Here is a 14,240-nt window from a genome sequence, read left to right as displayed (position 1 = left end):
AGTCAATCAAGCGCAAAGGCCGTTTCGGCCGAACTGTGGTTTCACTTGGTGAATGTCAGGTCAACTGTGCCAATGGTTATGCCGGCCTTCATGACCCTGGCGGTGTTGCGCACCGTTCTACGGTCGACCTTCTGAAGGGTGTCGTCGAAGCGCAGCAGAAGCGGACCGTTCTCCGTTTTCAGTTCCGCGACATAGGAAAACCTGAGGGCACCATCCGCATCCGTCCGAATATTCGCCGGTGCAATCACATCCGAGCGCTGACCGACATATCTGTCCTCGGCAACTTTCTGGAAGAACCAGGTCTTGGTATCGCGTTCACCATCGTCATAAACGAAGTCTTCGCGCAGTCGCAGCGTGAAACTGTGCGGATCCCAGCGACCGGTCAGATACACGGTGAAGGGCCTATAGACCCCGGCGAACTTGCTTTCGAACACACCCTTGCCAACGGTGCGTCCCTTGAAAAATTCCTCAAGGACAAGCGGTTTTGCCAAGGCGGGAGCGCTGGCGCTCACCAAAACGGAGAACAGGAGAAACAGACAGATCCGGAAGAAAGCCATGGGTCGCGGTGCCTCGCTTGAGCTGAAGGTGCTCTTGATACGGGCGCCGGCGTCTTGCGGATTAATCTCAGGAGCCGAACCGGTCCCGCCAGGTCGGTACGGGATCTTCAGGGGCGGGGCTGGCGTGGTAGATGCCCCTGGCGATGGCCCGGGCCAGGCAGGAGGCAGCGGCTGCCCCCAGCTGCACCATGTCCTCAAGGCCGTTTTCCAGCCGGCGCTGGCCGGTGGACAGGGCAAAGACCAGATCACCATCAAGCGGCGTATGCGCCGGCCACAGGGCCCTGGCAAGGCCGTCATGGGCCATCACCGCGAGGCGTTTGGCTTCGCCCTTGGTCAGGATCGCATCGGTGGCAACTGCGGCGATCGTGGTGTTGGCGCCGGCCTTCAGGCCGTCCAGCTTGGTGCGCACGGTGGTGCTGTCGGCGGGAAGCGGATGTGCTGGGCCGCGGCCGCCGAACTCGTCGCCGATTTCAAACGGGGCGGCCCAGAAATGGGCTGTATCGCCGACGGTGGCCCTGCCAAGTGCATTAACAGCGACGATGGCGCCGACGGTAACGCCGTTGTCCAGGACCTGCGAGGCGGAACCGAGCCCGCCTTTCAGATTGGCCGTGGTCGCTCCCGTGCCGGCACCGACGGAGCCAAGCGCGAAATCGTGGCCAATGGCGTCGAGCGCGGAGCGGCCGAGATCGCGATAGGGGGCCGCCTGGCCCCAGCTTTTGTCGCCGCCATTGAGCAGGTCGAACAGGATTGCCGTCGGCACGATCGGCACCCGAACAGGTCCGACCTGAAAGCCGTAGCCCAATTCGGCAAGCCGTCCCTGAACGCCCGCGCCGGCATCAAGGCCGAAGGCCGAGCCGCCCGCCAGCACGACCGCGTCGATTTTCTCAACCGTCTGTTCCGGCTCCAGAAGCGCGATTTCACGGGTGCCCGGAGCACCGCCGTGAATGGCCACTGACGCCACGGCCGGCTCGTCCGGGACGAGTACGGTTGCCCCCGACTTCAGGTCCTGATCAGACGCATTGCCGACCTTCAGGCCGGGAACATCGGTGATCAGATTGCGTTGTCCAGCCATGAGCTAAGGCGTCCCGTGATGCGGTGCGGAAAGGGTCGAGTTTGCGCGTCCTTGTCTTATGTGTCGAGGCTTTTGTAACCACGCCGCACATAGAGCAGGGATTTTCCGGGATCGGTCATGCGCAGATCGGTGACCGTTCCGACGATGATGGAATGGGTTCCCATTTCCGTCACAGAATGTACTTCGCAATCGACGCTGAGCCGGGCGCTGTCGAGGGCTGGGCAGCCGGTTGCCAGAACTGTCCATTCGCCCTTGGCAAACCGGTCGGGCATTTCCAGCTTGTCGCGGCCGGCGAACGTATCGGAGATGTCCTCGTGGTCGTCGCTGAGCGTGTTCAGGCAGAAACAGCGGTTTTCCAGAACCGCGTCGTGAATGCGGATACCACGGTTAAGGCAGATCAGGATGCTGGCGGGATTGTCGCTGACGGAGCAGGCTGCGGAAACGGTTGCGCCCATGCGTCCAGCGGGGCCGTCCGTGGTTACCACGTGAACCGCCGCAGCGATGCGGCTCATCGCTTCGCGAAAGATTGTCGTGTCCAGCGGCAGCCTGTCCTGATCGGTCGGATCCGGCGGGGGAGTGGACATGAACTCGGCTCCTTGGGCGTTCGGCGCGGGAATCAGTCGGGTCGATCGATGCGGCGGGAGTGTAAGCGCGCCGGCTGGCGGTGCCTAGACCCGTACCGGTGTCGGTATCCCTCGACCGCATATGGCACCTGAATAGCCCCGGCGCCAGCATTTTATCGTAGCCCGGATTGAGCTCGGTACCCGCTCGCGCTAGGGTCCTGACCATAGGGATAACAAGTCAATAAACCATCGCTGGAGAGGCGGATGATGCTTCAGAAACGCGTTGCGGCTGTGTGTCTTCTGGCAGGCAGTCTGCTGTCAACGCCGGCCTTCGCCGAAATCCGGATCGCGGTCGCCGGGCCCATGGAAGGCCAGTTCGCCGCCTTTGGCGAACAGATGCTGGCGGGCGCCGCCCAGGCGGTCGCGGATGTCAACGCGGCCGGTGGGGTCAACGGCGAAGAGCTTCTTCTGGAGGCGGTCGATGACGGCTGCGACGCGGACAAGGCGGTTGCCGTCGCCAACCAGCTGATCGGCAAGGGCGTGGTGTTTGTCGCCGGCCATTTCTGCTTCAGCGCGTCGGTAGCGGCAAGCGAAGTCTATGCGAATGCAGGCATTGTCCAAATCTCGCCGGCGACCACCTTGCCGAAATTCACAGATGAGCGGCCGGGTGAAGGCGTTTTCCGACTGGCGCCGCGCGACGACCAGCAGGCGGAGGCCGCGGGCCGTTTGCTGGCGTCCGACTATGGCGTTGAACGTATTGCGCTCCTGCATGACAAGACCGCTTATGGCAAGGGGCTTGTGGATGCGGTCAAGGCGGTGATGAACAGCCTCGGCACAAACGAGAGCCTATCGCTCGGCTTCGATGCCGGCGAGGACGATTATCGCGGTCTTGTCTCGCAGCTGGCGCTCCAGAATGTCGGTGTGGTCTATCTCGGCGGCTATCACCCGGAAGCCGGACTGATCCGCCTGGAAATGACCCGGCAGGGACTCGACGCGGTGCTGATCTCGGGCGACGCGCTGATGACCGAGGAATTCTGGTCGGTGGCGGGCCCGGCCGGCGAGGGCACTCTTCTGACCTATCCGGAGATCCCGCGTCAGATGGAGACGGCGCAAAAGGCCGTTGCCGCGCTTGAGGAGGCCGGGCTGCCCGCGGAACGCTATGCGCTGACCACCTATGCCGCGATCCAGGCCTGGGCGCAGGCTGCCAACTCAGCCGGGAGCACTGTGCTGAACGCCGTATCGAAGGAACTCGGCACCGGGTCCTTCGATACGGTTCTGGGCAACGTCTCCTTTGACCACAAGGGCGATGCGGGTGTGCCGGCCTATGTCTGGTACGAATGGCGGGACGGTGCGCCGCAGCGCAAATAGGCAGCTTTCGAAACAGAAAAGCTGCGCCCCCATGAAGGCGCAGTTTTTCAATGCCGAGCCGGAGCGAACGTCTTATCCCCTGCGACCGGTGCCGCTGATTTTCAGGTTGACCTTGTCCGCATAGATCGGTTGTCCGGCCTTCATACCGTAAAAACTCCTGAAGAAGCCGCCGGACACCTCGAAGCCGACATGACCATTGGCCTTGTTGCCGGTGAGCTTGACGGACAGCTTGGTGCGTTTTGTCTGGCCGCGCAGGGTCAGCGTTCCCTCGACATCGGCGGAATATTGGCCGGTCATGCGCACACGCGTGCTCTGGAAGGTTGCGACCGGATGATTGGCGACATCGAACATGGCCGCGCTTTTCAGAAACCCGGTGACCTTGTAGTTGTCGGTGGAAACGCTTCTGAGATCCACCTTGACGCTGACCTCGCTCTTCTCGGGCCGGCTTTCGTCCAGGACCATCTTGCCGGAGACTGTCTTGAACTCGCCTGTGACCGGTTTCCCGCCGAGCACCTTGACGGAAAAGCCGGTGTCGACCTGCGCCGGCGAGAGTGTTTAGGTGCCTGACAACGGGCCGGCGGTGGCAGGCAGGGGGACAGCGGCAACCGCGAGAAGACCAAAGACGGCTGTGAAGGCGTTTCGAAGGCGCGGAACGGTGCTGTTTTTACGGAACTGAATAGAAATCATCTCAAAGGTCCTTGAACGGGCGTGTTGAAGCAATCGGGGGCGGCGGTCCGCGCCGCAGTCTCATGTCGCTCTCTTCCCGGAGCCGTTGCTGGAAGTATCCCTTTTTCCCTTCGGCGGCATAGTGACGGTCGTCACAGGGGCCGCATTCCTGTTGCCGTCAGACCGGCAAAGACGGCCTGCTTGCGTTAACCTTGGGTTAAGAAAATAGCGCACCGCACGTTCTTTCAAGGGCTTGGACAGGCTAGTCTCCGGAACACTCAACGGGGATCGTCATGCGTCCGGCTTTCTTGTTTCGCGTATTTGTGCCGACATTTGCACTTCTTGTCTGCCTTGCGGCCGGCCTGCCGGCGCAAGCCGCCGAATTGGTCGGCTTCTCGGATGCCCGGTTCCGGCCGGGCACGATCGTGATCAAGAATTCCGAAAAGCGGCTCTATCTGGTGCTGCGCGGCAACCGGGCCATCCGGTATCGGGTGGCGGTCGGCAAGACCCGGAAATCCTGGACAGGGCAGGCCTTCATCACGGCGAAATATGTCCGCCCCGACTGGGCTCCGTCGCCGGAAGTCCGCCGGGACCACCCCAATCTGCCCACTCTTATCAAGGGCGGGGCACCGAACAACCCCATGGGCGTTGCCGCGATGACGCTGTCCAACGGCAATTATGCCATTCACGGCACCAACCGGCCGGGCTCCATCGGCCGCGCCGTCTCCTATGGCTGCATCCGCATGGCCAATCACGACATTCAGGATCTCTACCAGCGGGTGAACGTCAGGACACCGGTCGTGGCGCTGCCCTGAAACCCGCATTCGCGCCGTTGGGACAGCTTGCCGCATTTAGTTTCGATAATTTGAATATATAGTTCGTCCGGGTTTAGATCGACCCTCTCGAATGACCCCACCGGCCTCCAGTGCCCCAACACGAGACCGGTGGGGTTTCTTCTTCCGGGAAACATCGTCGGCTCAGGTGCCCGTTCGCTCCGCCGCCAAATATTTCAGCCACTTGCCCCGCACCGCTTCTTCCAGATCTATCTCCCGGTCCCGGCAGAACAAAAGCAGGTGGGCAAAGAGATCCGCGGTTTCCTCTACCAGCGCCTGCTTCCGCTTCGCTGCGGTTTCCCCATTGGTTCGTGCCTTGCCATTGCATTTCAGGTCCGCGGCGGTGAGTTCGCCGAGTTCCTCAGTCAGCTTGGCAAGATACCAGGTGCTGTCGCGCTCAATGTCGAAGCGCGCCGCGTAGATGTCGGAGACGGTTGCAACGCCCGCTTCAATCTCGGACAAGGTCTTTTCTGGCACTTGGAAATCCTTCAGGCGGTGAGCCAGCGTTTCGGGTCGGTTCTTTCGTTGACACTGCCCGGACCTGTCAAAGCGGCGACCAGGTCGGCGACCGCGTCCAGGGAATGCACGGCGCGGAATTCGTCGACATGGGGCAGCATGGCACGAATGCCCTTCGCCTTGGCCTCGAAGCCATCGAAGCGGAGCAGCGGATTGAGCCAGATCAGGCGGCGGCACGACCGGTGCAGCCGGTCCATCTCGCGCTCCAGATCCTCGTCCGTATCCCGTTCCAAACCGTCTGTGATCAGGAGCACCGTCGGTTTGCCGGAAAGCACGCGGCGCGACCAGTGCCGGTTGAAATCATTGAGCGCCGAGGCAATGCGGGTGCCGCCGGACCAGTCCTCGACGCCTTCGGAGCAGGCTTCGAGCGCCTCGTCCGGATCCTTCATCCGGAGCTGGCGTGTGACGTTGGTCAATCGCGTGCCGAACAAGAATGTATGCACGTCGCGCCGCTCGGCGGTGGCGGCATGCAGGAAATGCAGCAGCAGCCGGGAATACTGGCTCATGGAGCCGGAAATGTCGCAGAGCACCACGAGGGGCGGACGCTTTTCGGCCGGTTTGCGGAATTTCAGGTCGATGATGTCGCCGCCGGCGCGCATGGAGGCTCTCAAGGTGCGGCGCGGGTCGATCCTGCCTTTGGGCGACGGCTTGAGCCGGCGCAGACGGATCCGGTCCATCGGCAAGGTCATGGCGCGCAGCGCCCGTTTTGCATCCTCGATCTCCGCCGCCGTCATCTGGGCAAAGTCCTTGGTCTGCAGAAGTTCCTTGCCCGATACGGTGAACTTCGCGTCCACCTCGATCTGCGGCACGGTTTCCTCCGCCACCCGTTCCTTGGCGGCCTCGAAGGCCTGGGAGACGCGGGTCTGACCGGCCTTGGGCTTTTCCGGTGTCCCGCGGGGCGGTGCAACCGGAGACAGCACGGCCAGCATCTTCTCGATAAGGCCGCGGCTCTGCCAGTAGATCCGGAAGGCCTCGTCGAACAGGATCCGGTGCTCGCGCTTGCGCACGAAGACAGCATGCAGGGTCCAGTAGAGATCGTCGCGGCTCTCAACGCCGCTGACCTCAACCGCCGCGACCGCGTCCACCACCGTTGCCGGCCCGACCGGGACACCTGCCTTGCGCAGGGTGCGGGCGAAATAGACGATGTTGTCGGTGATCCGGGAGCGCAGTTCAGGGGAGGCGGGCATGGTGGCTTCCAAGGGCTTGAAGTTCTTTGCAAGGAATCCCCACCCCTATCCCCTCCCCACAAGGGGGAGGGAGACCTGGCGGCAGAGGCTGCGTCTTTTCAGTTAGGGTTGGAAAGTTGCCTAGGCAGACGTCTACACCTGACCCTTTCTCGCTCGGTTGGCGAGGACAGCGAGCGTTGGCGCCGTGGTCTCCCTCCCCCTTGTGGGAAGGGGACAGGGGTGGGGGTTCAACCAGGAACATTGCCCGTCAAACCGCCGGCATGGAGCGCGGCTGGGGTGCGTCCTTGCGGATGTCCTCGACCATCTGACGGACCTTGGAGCCGCGCACGCGCTCGATGTCGTCCTGGTATTTCAACAGCACACCGAGCGTGTCGGAGGCCATGTCCGGATCAAGGGCGATTTCGTTGAGTTCGGAGAGGGCGGTCGCCCAATCCAGGGTCTCGGCGACGCCCGGCTGTTTGAAGAGGTCCTCGTCGGCCCGCAGTTTCTGGACGAAGGCAACGACTTCGGCAGCCAGCCGTTCGGCGGCGCCGGGCACCTTGCGGCGGACGATTTCCAGTTCGCGTTCCGCGTCCGGATAGTCGACCCAGTGATAGAGACAGCGGCGCTTGAGCGCGTCATGGATCTCCCGGGTGCGGTTGGAGGTGATGATGACGATCGGGGGCTCTGTTGCCTTGACCGTGCCGAGCTCCGGAATGGTGACCTGATTGTCGGCAAGCACTTCCAGAAGGAAGGCCTCGAAAGCCTCGTCGGCCCGGTCGAGTTCGTCGATCAGGAACACCGGCGCTCCCGAGAGCGAGGGTTCGAGCGCCTGCAGAACCGGTCTTTTGATCAGGAACCGCTCGTCAAAGATCGATTTGGAGAGTTCCGAATGCTCGGTGTCACCGGCCGCTTCCGCCACCCGGATCTCGACCATCTGGGCCGGGTAATTCCATTCATAGACCGCCGAGGAGACATCCAGACCCTCGTAACATTGCAGGCGGATCAGGTCACGGCCGAGGGTCGTGGACAGAACCTTGGCGATTTCCGTCTTGCCGACGCCGGCTTCGCCTTCCAGGAACAGCGGCCGCTTCATTTTCAGCGCGAGATGCAGCACGGTCGCCAGGGACCTGTCCGCTACATAACCGGCCTGATCCATCAGGGCGAGGGTGTCGTCAATGGTGGCGGGCAGCGGGATCATGGTTCCTCCAGCGGATAAGCGGTGTTCTGGTAATATAGGCGGGCAGGTCCTGCGGAACACGGGTCCGGGATGGTCGGCAAAAGAAAACCTGGCCACCGTGTTCCCCCTAATGGGCTTCTTTTCCAGAACCTTCTATAAAACGACGACTGATTCAAGGGAGAGAGACACGTTGCTGCGACGCCAATTGTATCTTGGGCTGATGTTTGCCATCGGGGCCACCTCGGCGGCTCTGGCGACAGACGGGGCTTATCCGACCGATCCGGTCAGCCTGGCCTCGGGCCGGGAGCTGGCGGAAATCCACTGCGCTGCCTGCCATGCCGTCACAGCGGAAGATGTCAGCGCGCAGGAAGGAGCGCCCGCGTTCCGGGATCTGGCAAAACGCTATCCGCTGGAAAGTCTGGAAGAGCCGCTGGCCGAGGGCATTGTCACCGCCCATGACAATATGCCGGAATTTGCCTTCGCCCCGGATGACATCGACGCCTTTTTGGGCTATTTGAGCTCCATCCAAACCAAGTGAAGCCGTTGGCGGACCGTGAGACGGTGTAGTGTTAGCAGTTGTGCTCGACTGCTGCTAAAGTGCTGTTTATGAACAGGAATTCTCCTAAAGTTGGGTTTGGTTAACCGGTTTGGCGTGACACTCTTTTCTTTCAAGGAAGAAAGGATTGGCATGAACACCAGCTCTGACTTTGAAAAGCGGCTTCTCGGTTACGGACTGCTGACCGCGGAAATCCTGTACCGCATTCCCGATCATCCCCAGCTGCTGCAGAGTTTTCTATGGCAGACGGAAGACCTGGCGCCGAAATTTCCGGAACTGAACCGGTTCCTGAATTTCTGGGAACGGGAAATCGACGGCAGTATCCATTCCGTGCGGGTCGCGCACCAAAGGCTGATTCAACCAGTCGATTTCCGCTACGCGGACGGTGAAATCGTCATTCACTGACCGGGTGCCCGACGGAGAGGTCAGCGCGGTGTCAGTCCCAGGCCTTCGCCGTCGCGCATGACAGCGCGGGACTGGGCTGTGAAATCGGACCCTTCGCCCTCGTGCAGCACAAACCCCGGCAGCAATTGCATGGGAGCCTTGCTGGCGCGGATGGCGCGCAGCAGAACGCGGGTCGCCGCCGCGTCCGGGCGTGGGCGCAGGGGAATGACATCGATCGCGCCAAAGCGGCCCTGCAGCACGTTCAGAAGTTCGCGCAGGCCGTCGGCGCGAAAGATCACGGTCAGGCTGCCACCCTCCCGGACGATATCCGTTGCCGTGCGTGCCCAGGGTTCCAGGCCGCGATCGTCCAGCATGTGCGCGCCGGCCCGGGCCGAATTGGGCGAAGCGCGAAACTTTTCCGCTTCGTAATAGGGCGGGTTCATGATGGCGTGGTCAGCCAGAGATGGGGGCAGGCCGGCCGCGTGTCTCAAGGTGCCCTTGGCGGTGATGTCGGCTTCCAGCACGCAGACCCTGTCGGCGAAAGCGGCATTTGCCGGATCCTTCAGACCCTGGCGGGCGAGATCCAGGACCGTCGCGTCGATCTCGACCAGCGTGACGGTGATGTCTTGCAGGCGTGCTGCGGCGCAAAAGCCGGCGGTGCCGACACCTGCGCCGAGATCGACCACGTGACCTCTGGTGCCGTCGGGCAGTGCGGCAGCCAGATAGACCGCGTCGAGACCGGCCCGGTGCCGGCCGCGCCTTGGCTGATGCACATAGACCTTGCCGCCCAGAAACGCGTCATGGGTGGTCACCGCGTCCGCCAATTCCGTCGGCACCGTCATCTCAGGCCTCACCGCCTTCCGGGCGCAGTTCATGTTCCAGACCGGCATCGCGCACCAGCATGCGGGCCACCTGGATCTGGCCGCTATCAACCAGAATGCGCCTGGGAATCATGGCAAGCGAGCCCTCCAGAATGCTCATGTTGCCATCTGCGACAAAATGTTTGATGCCGGCCTCCTCGAGGATCGATTCCAGAAATGAAATCAGGACAGGATCGTTGGTTCTGACGAGTTCTTCCATATGTTTCCCGGAGTTAGCGGTTCGGCTTCAGCAGTGTCGTCTCGGGGTGTTAACCACAGGTCTACACCAAAACCCGCTGATCGCGGCAATTCAAGCGTTTGTCAATGGAATGGCGGCTTGCCCCGGAGGCCTTGGCGCCATATTGTCCGCACAAATATTCAGGGAGTGCCATAAGTGGCCGTTGTTGCAACCTATTCCGACGATCAGCCGCGTCAGCCGAGCATTCAGGCTCTGTTGGATCTCGTGTCCGCGGGCATGGGCGACGTCAATGAATTGATCCTTTCCAAGGCCGGCTCAAATGTGGAGCTGATTCCCGAGATCGCCAAGCATCTGATTTCCTCCGGCGGCAAGCGTTTGCGGCCGATGCTGACGCTCGCCTGCGCGGATATGTTCGGTTACGAGGGCAAGGGGCACGTGACGCTGGCGGCGAGCGTGGAGTTCATGCATACCGCGACGCTGCTGCATGACGATGTCGTCGATGAAAGCGACATGCGCCGCGGCAAACTGGCGGCCCGCAAGCTCTGGGGCAACCAGGCCAGCGTGCTGGTTGGCGATTATCTGCTCGGCCAGGCCTTCAAGATGATGGTCGATGTCGGCTCCCTGGAGGCCCTGCGCATTCTGTCGACTGCGTCCGCAGTGATTGCGGAAGGCGAGGTGCTGCAGCTCGGTGCGGCCAAGAACATCGCCACCTCCGAAGCCGATTACCTGCGGGTGATCGAAGCCAAGACCGCGGCGCTCTTTGCCGCCGCCGCCGAAGTCGGCCCGGTGATCGCCGGGCAGGGCGAGGCCATGAAGCAGGCTGCCCGCAGCTACGGCATGGAACTCGGCTACGCTTTCCAGCTTGTTGACGACGCGCTCGATTACGGTGGCTCGTCGGCCGACCTCGGCAAGGATGTCGGCGACGATTTCCGCGAAGGCAAGATCACCCTGCCGGTGGTGCTGGCGATCGCGCGTGGCACCGACGCCGACCGGGCTTTCTGGAAGCGTTGCCTGGAGGGCGAGGACATCGCCGACGGCGACCTGGAACAGGCGATCGAGCTTTTGAAAAAATACGATGCGCTGGCCGAAACCGTCGAGCGTGCCAGAGCCTATGGCGGCAACGCGCTGAAGGCTCTTGAGACCTTGCCGGCCGGACCGCATAACGACGCACTGGCCGACGCGGTTGCCTTCTGCATCTCTCGTGTGAGCTGATCGCCGTAAAGTTTTGAATTCAAAAAAATAACACCTGCTCCAGAATTTGGGGCAGGTGTTTGTTTTTCCCGGTCAGGACAATGGCCCGGAGGCGATCCACCAGTGCGGATGCGCCTGTCGCAATTCGCGCTCGATTTCCATGGCTTGGGAGAGCTCGCAGAGCCCGAAACAGGTCGCTCCGGACCCTGACATGCGGGCAAAGTCTATTCGGGCATCCGCCTCCAGCGCGGACAGGACCGCTCCGATCTCCGGGCACAGGTCCACAGCCGGCCCTTGCAGGTCGTTGCGGCAGCTTGCCAGGTAGGCAGCCAGCTGGGCCAACGACTCGAAACGGTCTGGAATCAGGGGCAGGGCGGCATTGTTGCGCTCTGACAGCGCGTTGAACACGTCCGGCGTCGACACGCCGACCTTGGGATTGACCAGCACAATTCCGCAACTGGGCAAAACCGGACCGGGCGAGAGGTCGTCGCCGATGCCACGCATGCGCTGCGGTTCGGGAAAGAGGCACACCGGCACGTCGGCTCCGAGAGACAGGGCGAGGACGTGCATGGTCTCTTCGGTGAGGTAGGTCCCCGTAAAGTCCTCCAGCAGACGCAAGGTCGTTGCCGCGTCGCTGGAGCCGCCGCCGATGCCGGAGGCGACGGGCAGCCGCTTGGTGAGCGTCAGGCGCAGGGATGGCAGGTCGATGCCGGCGGTTTCGGCAAAGCGGCGGACCGCCTTCAGCACCAGATTGTCGCCGGCTGGACCCGCCAATTCGCGCGCGAAGGGGCCTTCAAGCTTGAGGTCCAGCGCCGGGGCAGGTTCCAGGGCAACCCGGTCGCCGATCTGCGGGAAGGCGACCAGGGAATCGAGAAGGTGATAGCCGTCGTCGCGCCGGCCGGTAATGTGCAGGGCGAGATTCACTTTCGCCCGGGCGAGTTCCACCCGGGGAGACGGAGCGGAGGCAAAGGCCATGACTGCGTTCCGGTCAGCCGCCGTTCTTGCCGGTTTCGGCCTTGGCCGCGTCGGTACCCGGCACGTCCTTCAGGCCGTTGGCGATCTTGTCGAGGATCTTGGGGAGTTCCTTTTCCTCCGGACCGAGATCACGGGCATGGTTCCACTGGAAGCGGGCTTCGTTGCGGCGACCGACCATCCAATAGGCATCGCCGAGGTGATCGTTGATGACCGGATCGGCAGGGCGCAGCTCAATGGCCCGTTCCAGTTCCTTGACCGCTTCTTCGTAGCGGCCGAGGCGGAAATAGACCCAGCCGAGGCTGTCGACGATATAGCCGTCCGTTGGCCGCAGATCCACGGCCGTCTTGATCATGTTCAGCGCCTCGTCGAGCTTCAGGCCCTGGTCGACCAGCGAATAGCCGAGATAGTTCAGCACAAGCGGCTGGTTGTCGTTGAGTTCGAGTGCCTTGCGGAAATCGGCCTCCGCCAGCTCCCACTTGCCCAGCCGTTCGCGTGCGATGCCGCGGAAATAGAGCAGGAACCAGTGCTGGCTTTCCAGTTCCGGGATTGTGTCCAGGCCCTGGGTGTAGATCTTGTCGGCGTCCTCGTAGATCTCGCGGGCGCGCAGGATGTTGCCAAGCGCGATCACCGCCTCGAGGTCGGACGGGTCGTCCTTGATGAGGGCTTCCAGATGCGAGCGGGCCTCTTCAACCTGATCCAGTTCGTTGTAGTTCAGACCGACCTGAATTTCGGCTTCCCGTTTCAAGACGCTGTCCGCGGGAACCTTGACCAGCGCCTCGATGGCGCGGTCCGGCTGTTCCATCCGCTCAAAGACGCTGCCAAGGGCAATGGCGGCGAATTCGGCGGTGGGATCGAGGTAGAGTGCGAGCTGCAGATAGGAGGTCGACAATTCCTCACCGCCATCCCGGCCGATCACGGCGCCCAGGCCATACAGGATTTCCGACATGCCTGCGGAGGGATCGGTCACCATCGGCGGCACCACGTCTCCGTTCTGGATCATGGCGCGGGTCTCGTCGAGCTTGGGATGGCCGCGGAACTGCGCGTCATAGCGGTCAAGCGCTTCCAGGGCTTCTTTCTGTCTACCGTTGGCTGCCAGAACGCGGGCATAGGCATCGACGACCCGGATCGCGCCCTGATCGATCGCATAAGCGCTTTCAGCCGATTGCAGCGCTTCCTGGTTCCGGCCCGCGACAAACAGCAGATGGGTCTTGTGGGTGGCCTTGAAAACCTCGAACCAGTCCGGTCCGTTCAGGTTGTCGATCACCTCCAGCGCTTCATCGATCTTGCCACTGCCATAAAGGGCCCAGGCACGGGACACACCGATGGAGAGCTGCGCCAGCGGACCGTTGCGCCCCTTGGACAGAGCTTCGTCGGCTTCGGCATAGTTGCCCTCGACCATCTTGGCGCCGCCGAGCGTCAGCTGGGCAAGAAAATTCTGAAGACCCGCGGCTTCCATCTCGGCGGCATAACGCACCGCTTGATCGACATCGCCATTGGCCAGCTTCAACAGGAACGTGCGCTCGAGCAGCATTGCATTGGAGGGATCGGCCGCGAGAGTTTCTTCGTAGAAAGCGGCTGCATGGCCGAAATCTTTTTCAAAGCCGGCAAGCCGGCCAGACAAGTAGCTGCCGGAGAGCGTGAAGGGCAGGTCCGAGGGGGTGCCATAGGAGACCGATTCGGCGGACGTTTCGGCCGCCGCCGCCGCGGGGACGAGAGCAAGCACGCTGACCAGCGCAAGGAGCTGCAGCCTCAAGGGCTTACGGTCCGGTTTCGCAACGGCGCCGGTCTTTTGTGTCATCATTCCTCGCACTTTGGTCTTTCGTCAGAAGGATTGTTGCTTATTGCCTTTGACAATGGCGTCTTTAAGGCTGACCGGCAAGGCGGCCGGGATAACTTTCTGACGGTTTAAATCCTTTTGATTTTGCTCATCGTCGTAATTACTAAGACTAATGGTGCGTGGAGGCGGCTTTCTGCCAAAAAGGGCTTGAAGACCGGCACTTGCCGTAGCAGGAATGTGCGGTGCAAAAAGACCGGGCGCGCTGATCGCGCAGCCAGGTCTGACGGTTTTCGTGCGGAAAGCACATCGGGCGGGCCGTTGGTTGATCCTGGCAGGGCGTTGCCTGCCGTCCAGGGCCACGCGGCCGCAACCTGCCC

General features: G+C 62.2%; 16 protein-coding genes and 1 pseudogene. 5 read left to right on the top strand and 12 right to left on the bottom strand.

Annotated features, from left to right (window positions below):
- Positions 1 to 41: 41 nt before the first annotated feature.
- The 3 genes from M0H32_RS11175 to M0H32_RS11165 form a co-directional block, all read right to left on the bottom strand.
- On the bottom strand, positions 42 to 557 hold the full coding sequence (locus M0H32_RS11175) for a DUF3833 family protein (protein WP_248153903.1): 516 nt from the start codon (positions 555 to 557) through the stop codon (positions 42 to 44).
- A 67-nt stretch (positions 558 to 624) separates the two neighbouring features.
- Positions 625 to 1,629, bottom strand: a complete 1,005-nt coding sequence (locus M0H32_RS11170; protein ID WP_248153901.1) for a P1 family peptidase — start codon at positions 1,627 to 1,629, stop codon at positions 625 to 627.
- Between the two features lie 56 nt (positions 1,630 to 1,685).
- Positions 1,686 to 2,213, bottom strand: a complete 528-nt coding sequence (locus M0H32_RS11165; RefSeq protein ID WP_248153899.1) for a flavin reductase — start codon at positions 2,211 to 2,213, stop codon at positions 1,686 to 1,688.
- Between the two features lie 243 nt (positions 2,214 to 2,456).
- Between M0H32_RS11165 and M0H32_RS11160 the strand changes: the two genes are divergently transcribed.
- Positions 2,457 to 3,560: a branched-chain amino acid ABC transporter substrate-binding protein gene (locus M0H32_RS11160; RefSeq protein WP_345779329.1), complete on the top strand. Its 1,104-nt coding sequence runs from the start codon at positions 2,457 to 2,459 to the stop codon at positions 3,558 to 3,560.
- A gap of 72 nt (positions 3,561 to 3,632) precedes the next feature.
- Here the strand turns inward: M0H32_RS11160 and M0H32_RS11155 are convergent.
- A pseudogene (locus M0H32_RS11155) lies at positions 3,633 to 4,100 on the bottom strand (YceI family protein); the annotation flags it as partial.
- Between the two features lie 419 nt (positions 4,101 to 4,519).
- Here M0H32_RS11155 and M0H32_RS11150 point away from each other — a divergent pair.
- Positions 4,520 to 5,041 carry a L,D-transpeptidase gene (locus M0H32_RS11150; protein WP_248153896.1) on the top strand — a complete coding sequence of 174 codons (522 nt, stop codon included), beginning with the start codon at positions 4,520 to 4,522 and terminating at the stop codon, positions 5,039 to 5,041.
- A gap of 162 nt (positions 5,042 to 5,203) precedes the next feature.
- Here M0H32_RS11150 and M0H32_RS11145 read toward each other — a convergent pair whose 3' ends face one another.
- The 3 genes from M0H32_RS11145 to M0H32_RS11135 form a co-directional block, all read right to left on the bottom strand.
- The gene (locus M0H32_RS11145; protein ID WP_248153894.1) at positions 5,204 to 5,536 is read right to left on the bottom strand and encodes a pyrophosphohydrolase domain-containing protein; all 333 of its coding nucleotides are present in this window, start codon (positions 5,534 to 5,536) and stop codon (positions 5,204 to 5,206) included.
- An 11-nt stretch (positions 5,537 to 5,547) separates the two neighbouring features.
- A complete protein-coding gene (locus M0H32_RS11140; protein ID WP_248153892.1) occupies positions 5,548 to 6,762 on the bottom strand; it encodes a vWA domain-containing protein in 1,215 nt (404 codons plus the stop codon).
- A gap of 247 nt (positions 6,763 to 7,009) precedes the next feature.
- Entirely contained in the window at positions 7,010 to 7,942 is a 933-nt protein-coding gene (locus tag M0H32_RS11135) for an AAA family ATPase (protein ID WP_248153890.1), read from the bottom strand.
- A gap of 169 nt (positions 7,943 to 8,111) precedes the next feature.
- On the opposite strand from M0H32_RS11135, the gene M0H32_RS11130 reads away from it, so the two are divergent.
- Together M0H32_RS11130 and M0H32_RS11125 are read left to right on the top strand one after the other, a co-directional pair.
- Positions 8,112 to 8,459, top strand: coding sequence for a c-type cytochrome (locus M0H32_RS11130; protein WP_248153887.1), 348 nt, complete (start codon positions 8,112 to 8,114; stop codon positions 8,457 to 8,459).
- Between the two features lie 150 nt (positions 8,460 to 8,609).
- A complete protein-coding gene (locus M0H32_RS11125) occupies positions 8,610 to 8,882 on the top strand; it encodes an usg protein (RefSeq protein ID WP_248153885.1) in 273 nt (90 codons plus the stop codon).
- Between the two features lie 20 nt (positions 8,883 to 8,902).
- Here the strand turns inward: M0H32_RS11125 and M0H32_RS11120 are convergent, their stop codons facing one another.
- Entirely contained in the window at positions 8,903 to 9,703 is an 801-nt protein-coding gene (locus M0H32_RS11120) for a tRNA1(Val) (adenine(37)-N6)-methyltransferase (protein ID WP_248153883.1), read from the bottom strand.
- A gap of 1 nt (position 9,704) precedes the next feature.
- Positions 9,705 to 9,941 carry a putative signal transducing protein gene (locus tag M0H32_RS11115; RefSeq protein ID WP_248153881.1) on the bottom strand — a complete coding sequence of 79 codons (237 nt, stop codon included), beginning with the start codon at positions 9,939 to 9,941 and terminating at the stop codon, positions 9,705 to 9,707.
- Positions 9,942 to 10,115: 174 nt separating this feature from the next.
- Here M0H32_RS11115 and M0H32_RS11110 point away from each other — a divergent pair, with 174 nt between their 5' ends.
- Positions 10,116 to 11,132, top strand: coding sequence for a polyprenyl synthetase family protein (locus M0H32_RS11110; RefSeq protein WP_425607311.1), 1,017 nt, complete (start codon positions 10,116 to 10,118; stop codon positions 11,130 to 11,132).
- A gap of 72 nt (positions 11,133 to 11,204) precedes the next feature.
- On the opposite strand, the gene M0H32_RS11105 is transcribed toward M0H32_RS11110, so the two are convergent.
- The 3 genes from M0H32_RS11105 to M0H32_RS11095 are packed head-to-tail and all read right to left on the bottom strand — an operon-like array spanning position 11,205 to position 14,223.
- Positions 11,205 to 12,086, bottom strand: a complete 882-nt coding sequence (locus tag M0H32_RS11105) for a 4-(cytidine 5'-diphospho)-2-C-methyl-D-erythritol kinase (protein WP_248153879.1) — start codon at positions 12,084 to 12,086, stop codon at positions 11,205 to 11,207.
- A 13-nt stretch (positions 12,087 to 12,099) separates the two neighbouring features.
- Entirely contained in the window at positions 12,100 to 13,887 is a 1,788-nt protein-coding gene (locus M0H32_RS11100) for a tetratricopeptide repeat protein (RefSeq protein WP_248153877.1), read from the bottom strand.
- 21 nt (positions 13,888 to 13,908) lie between these two features.
- Entirely contained in the window at positions 13,909 to 14,223 is a 315-nt protein-coding gene (locus tag M0H32_RS11095) for a hypothetical protein (protein WP_248153874.1), read from the bottom strand.
- Positions 14,224 to 14,240: the final 17 nt, after the last annotated feature.

Origin of the sequence: Roseibium sediminicola, from assembly GCF_023156505.1 — a bacterium.
Lineage (GTDB): Bacteria > Pseudomonadota > Alphaproteobacteria > Rhizobiales > Stappiaceae > Roseibium > Roseibium sediminicola.
The sequence above is the reverse complement of the archived record's forward strand: the minus strand, read 5'-3'. Positions and strand labels throughout refer to the sequence as shown.

Coding starts and splice junctions, on each gene's coding strand:
- M0H32_RS11175 (WP_248153903.1), bottom strand. CDS start 557: ATGGCTTTCTTCCGGATCTGTCTGTTTCTCCTGTTCTCCGTTTTGGTG.
- M0H32_RS11170 (WP_248153901.1), bottom strand. CDS start 1,629: ATGGCTGGACAACGCAATCTGATCACCGATGTTCCCGGCCTGAAGGTC.
- M0H32_RS11165 (WP_248153899.1), bottom strand. CDS start 2,213: ATGTCCACTCCCCCGCCGGATCCGACCGATCAGGACAGGCTGCCGCTG.
- M0H32_RS11160 (WP_345779329.1), top strand. CDS start 2,457: ATGATGCTTCAGAAACGCGTTGCGGCTGTGTGTCTTCTGGCAGGCAGT.
- M0H32_RS11150 (WP_248153896.1), top strand. CDS start 4,520: ATGCGTCCGGCTTTCTTGTTTCGCGTATTTGTGCCGACATTTGCACTT.
- M0H32_RS11140 (WP_248153892.1), bottom strand. CDS start 6,762: ATGCCCGCCTCCCCTGAACTGCGCTCCCGGATCACCGACAACATCGTC.
- M0H32_RS11135 (WP_248153890.1), bottom strand. CDS start 7,942: ATGATCCCGCTGCCCGCCACCATTGACGACACCCTCGCCCTGATGGAT.
- M0H32_RS11125 (WP_248153885.1), top strand. CDS start 8,610: ATGAACACCAGCTCTGACTTTGAAAAGCGGCTTCTCGGTTACGGACTG.
- M0H32_RS11120 (WP_248153883.1), bottom strand. CDS start 9,703: ATGACGGTGCCGACGGAATTGGCGGACGCGGTGACCACCCATGACGCG.
- M0H32_RS11115 (WP_248153881.1), bottom strand. CDS start 9,941: ATGGAAGAACTCGTCAGAACCAACGATCCTGTCCTGATTTCATTTCTG.
- M0H32_RS11105 (WP_248153879.1), bottom strand. CDS start 12,086: ATGGCCTTTGCCTCCGCTCCGTCTCCCCGGGTGGAACTCGCCCGGGCG.
- M0H32_RS11100 (WP_248153877.1), bottom strand. CDS start 13,887: ATGATGACACAAAAGACCGGCGCCGTTGCGAAACCGGACCGTAAGCCC.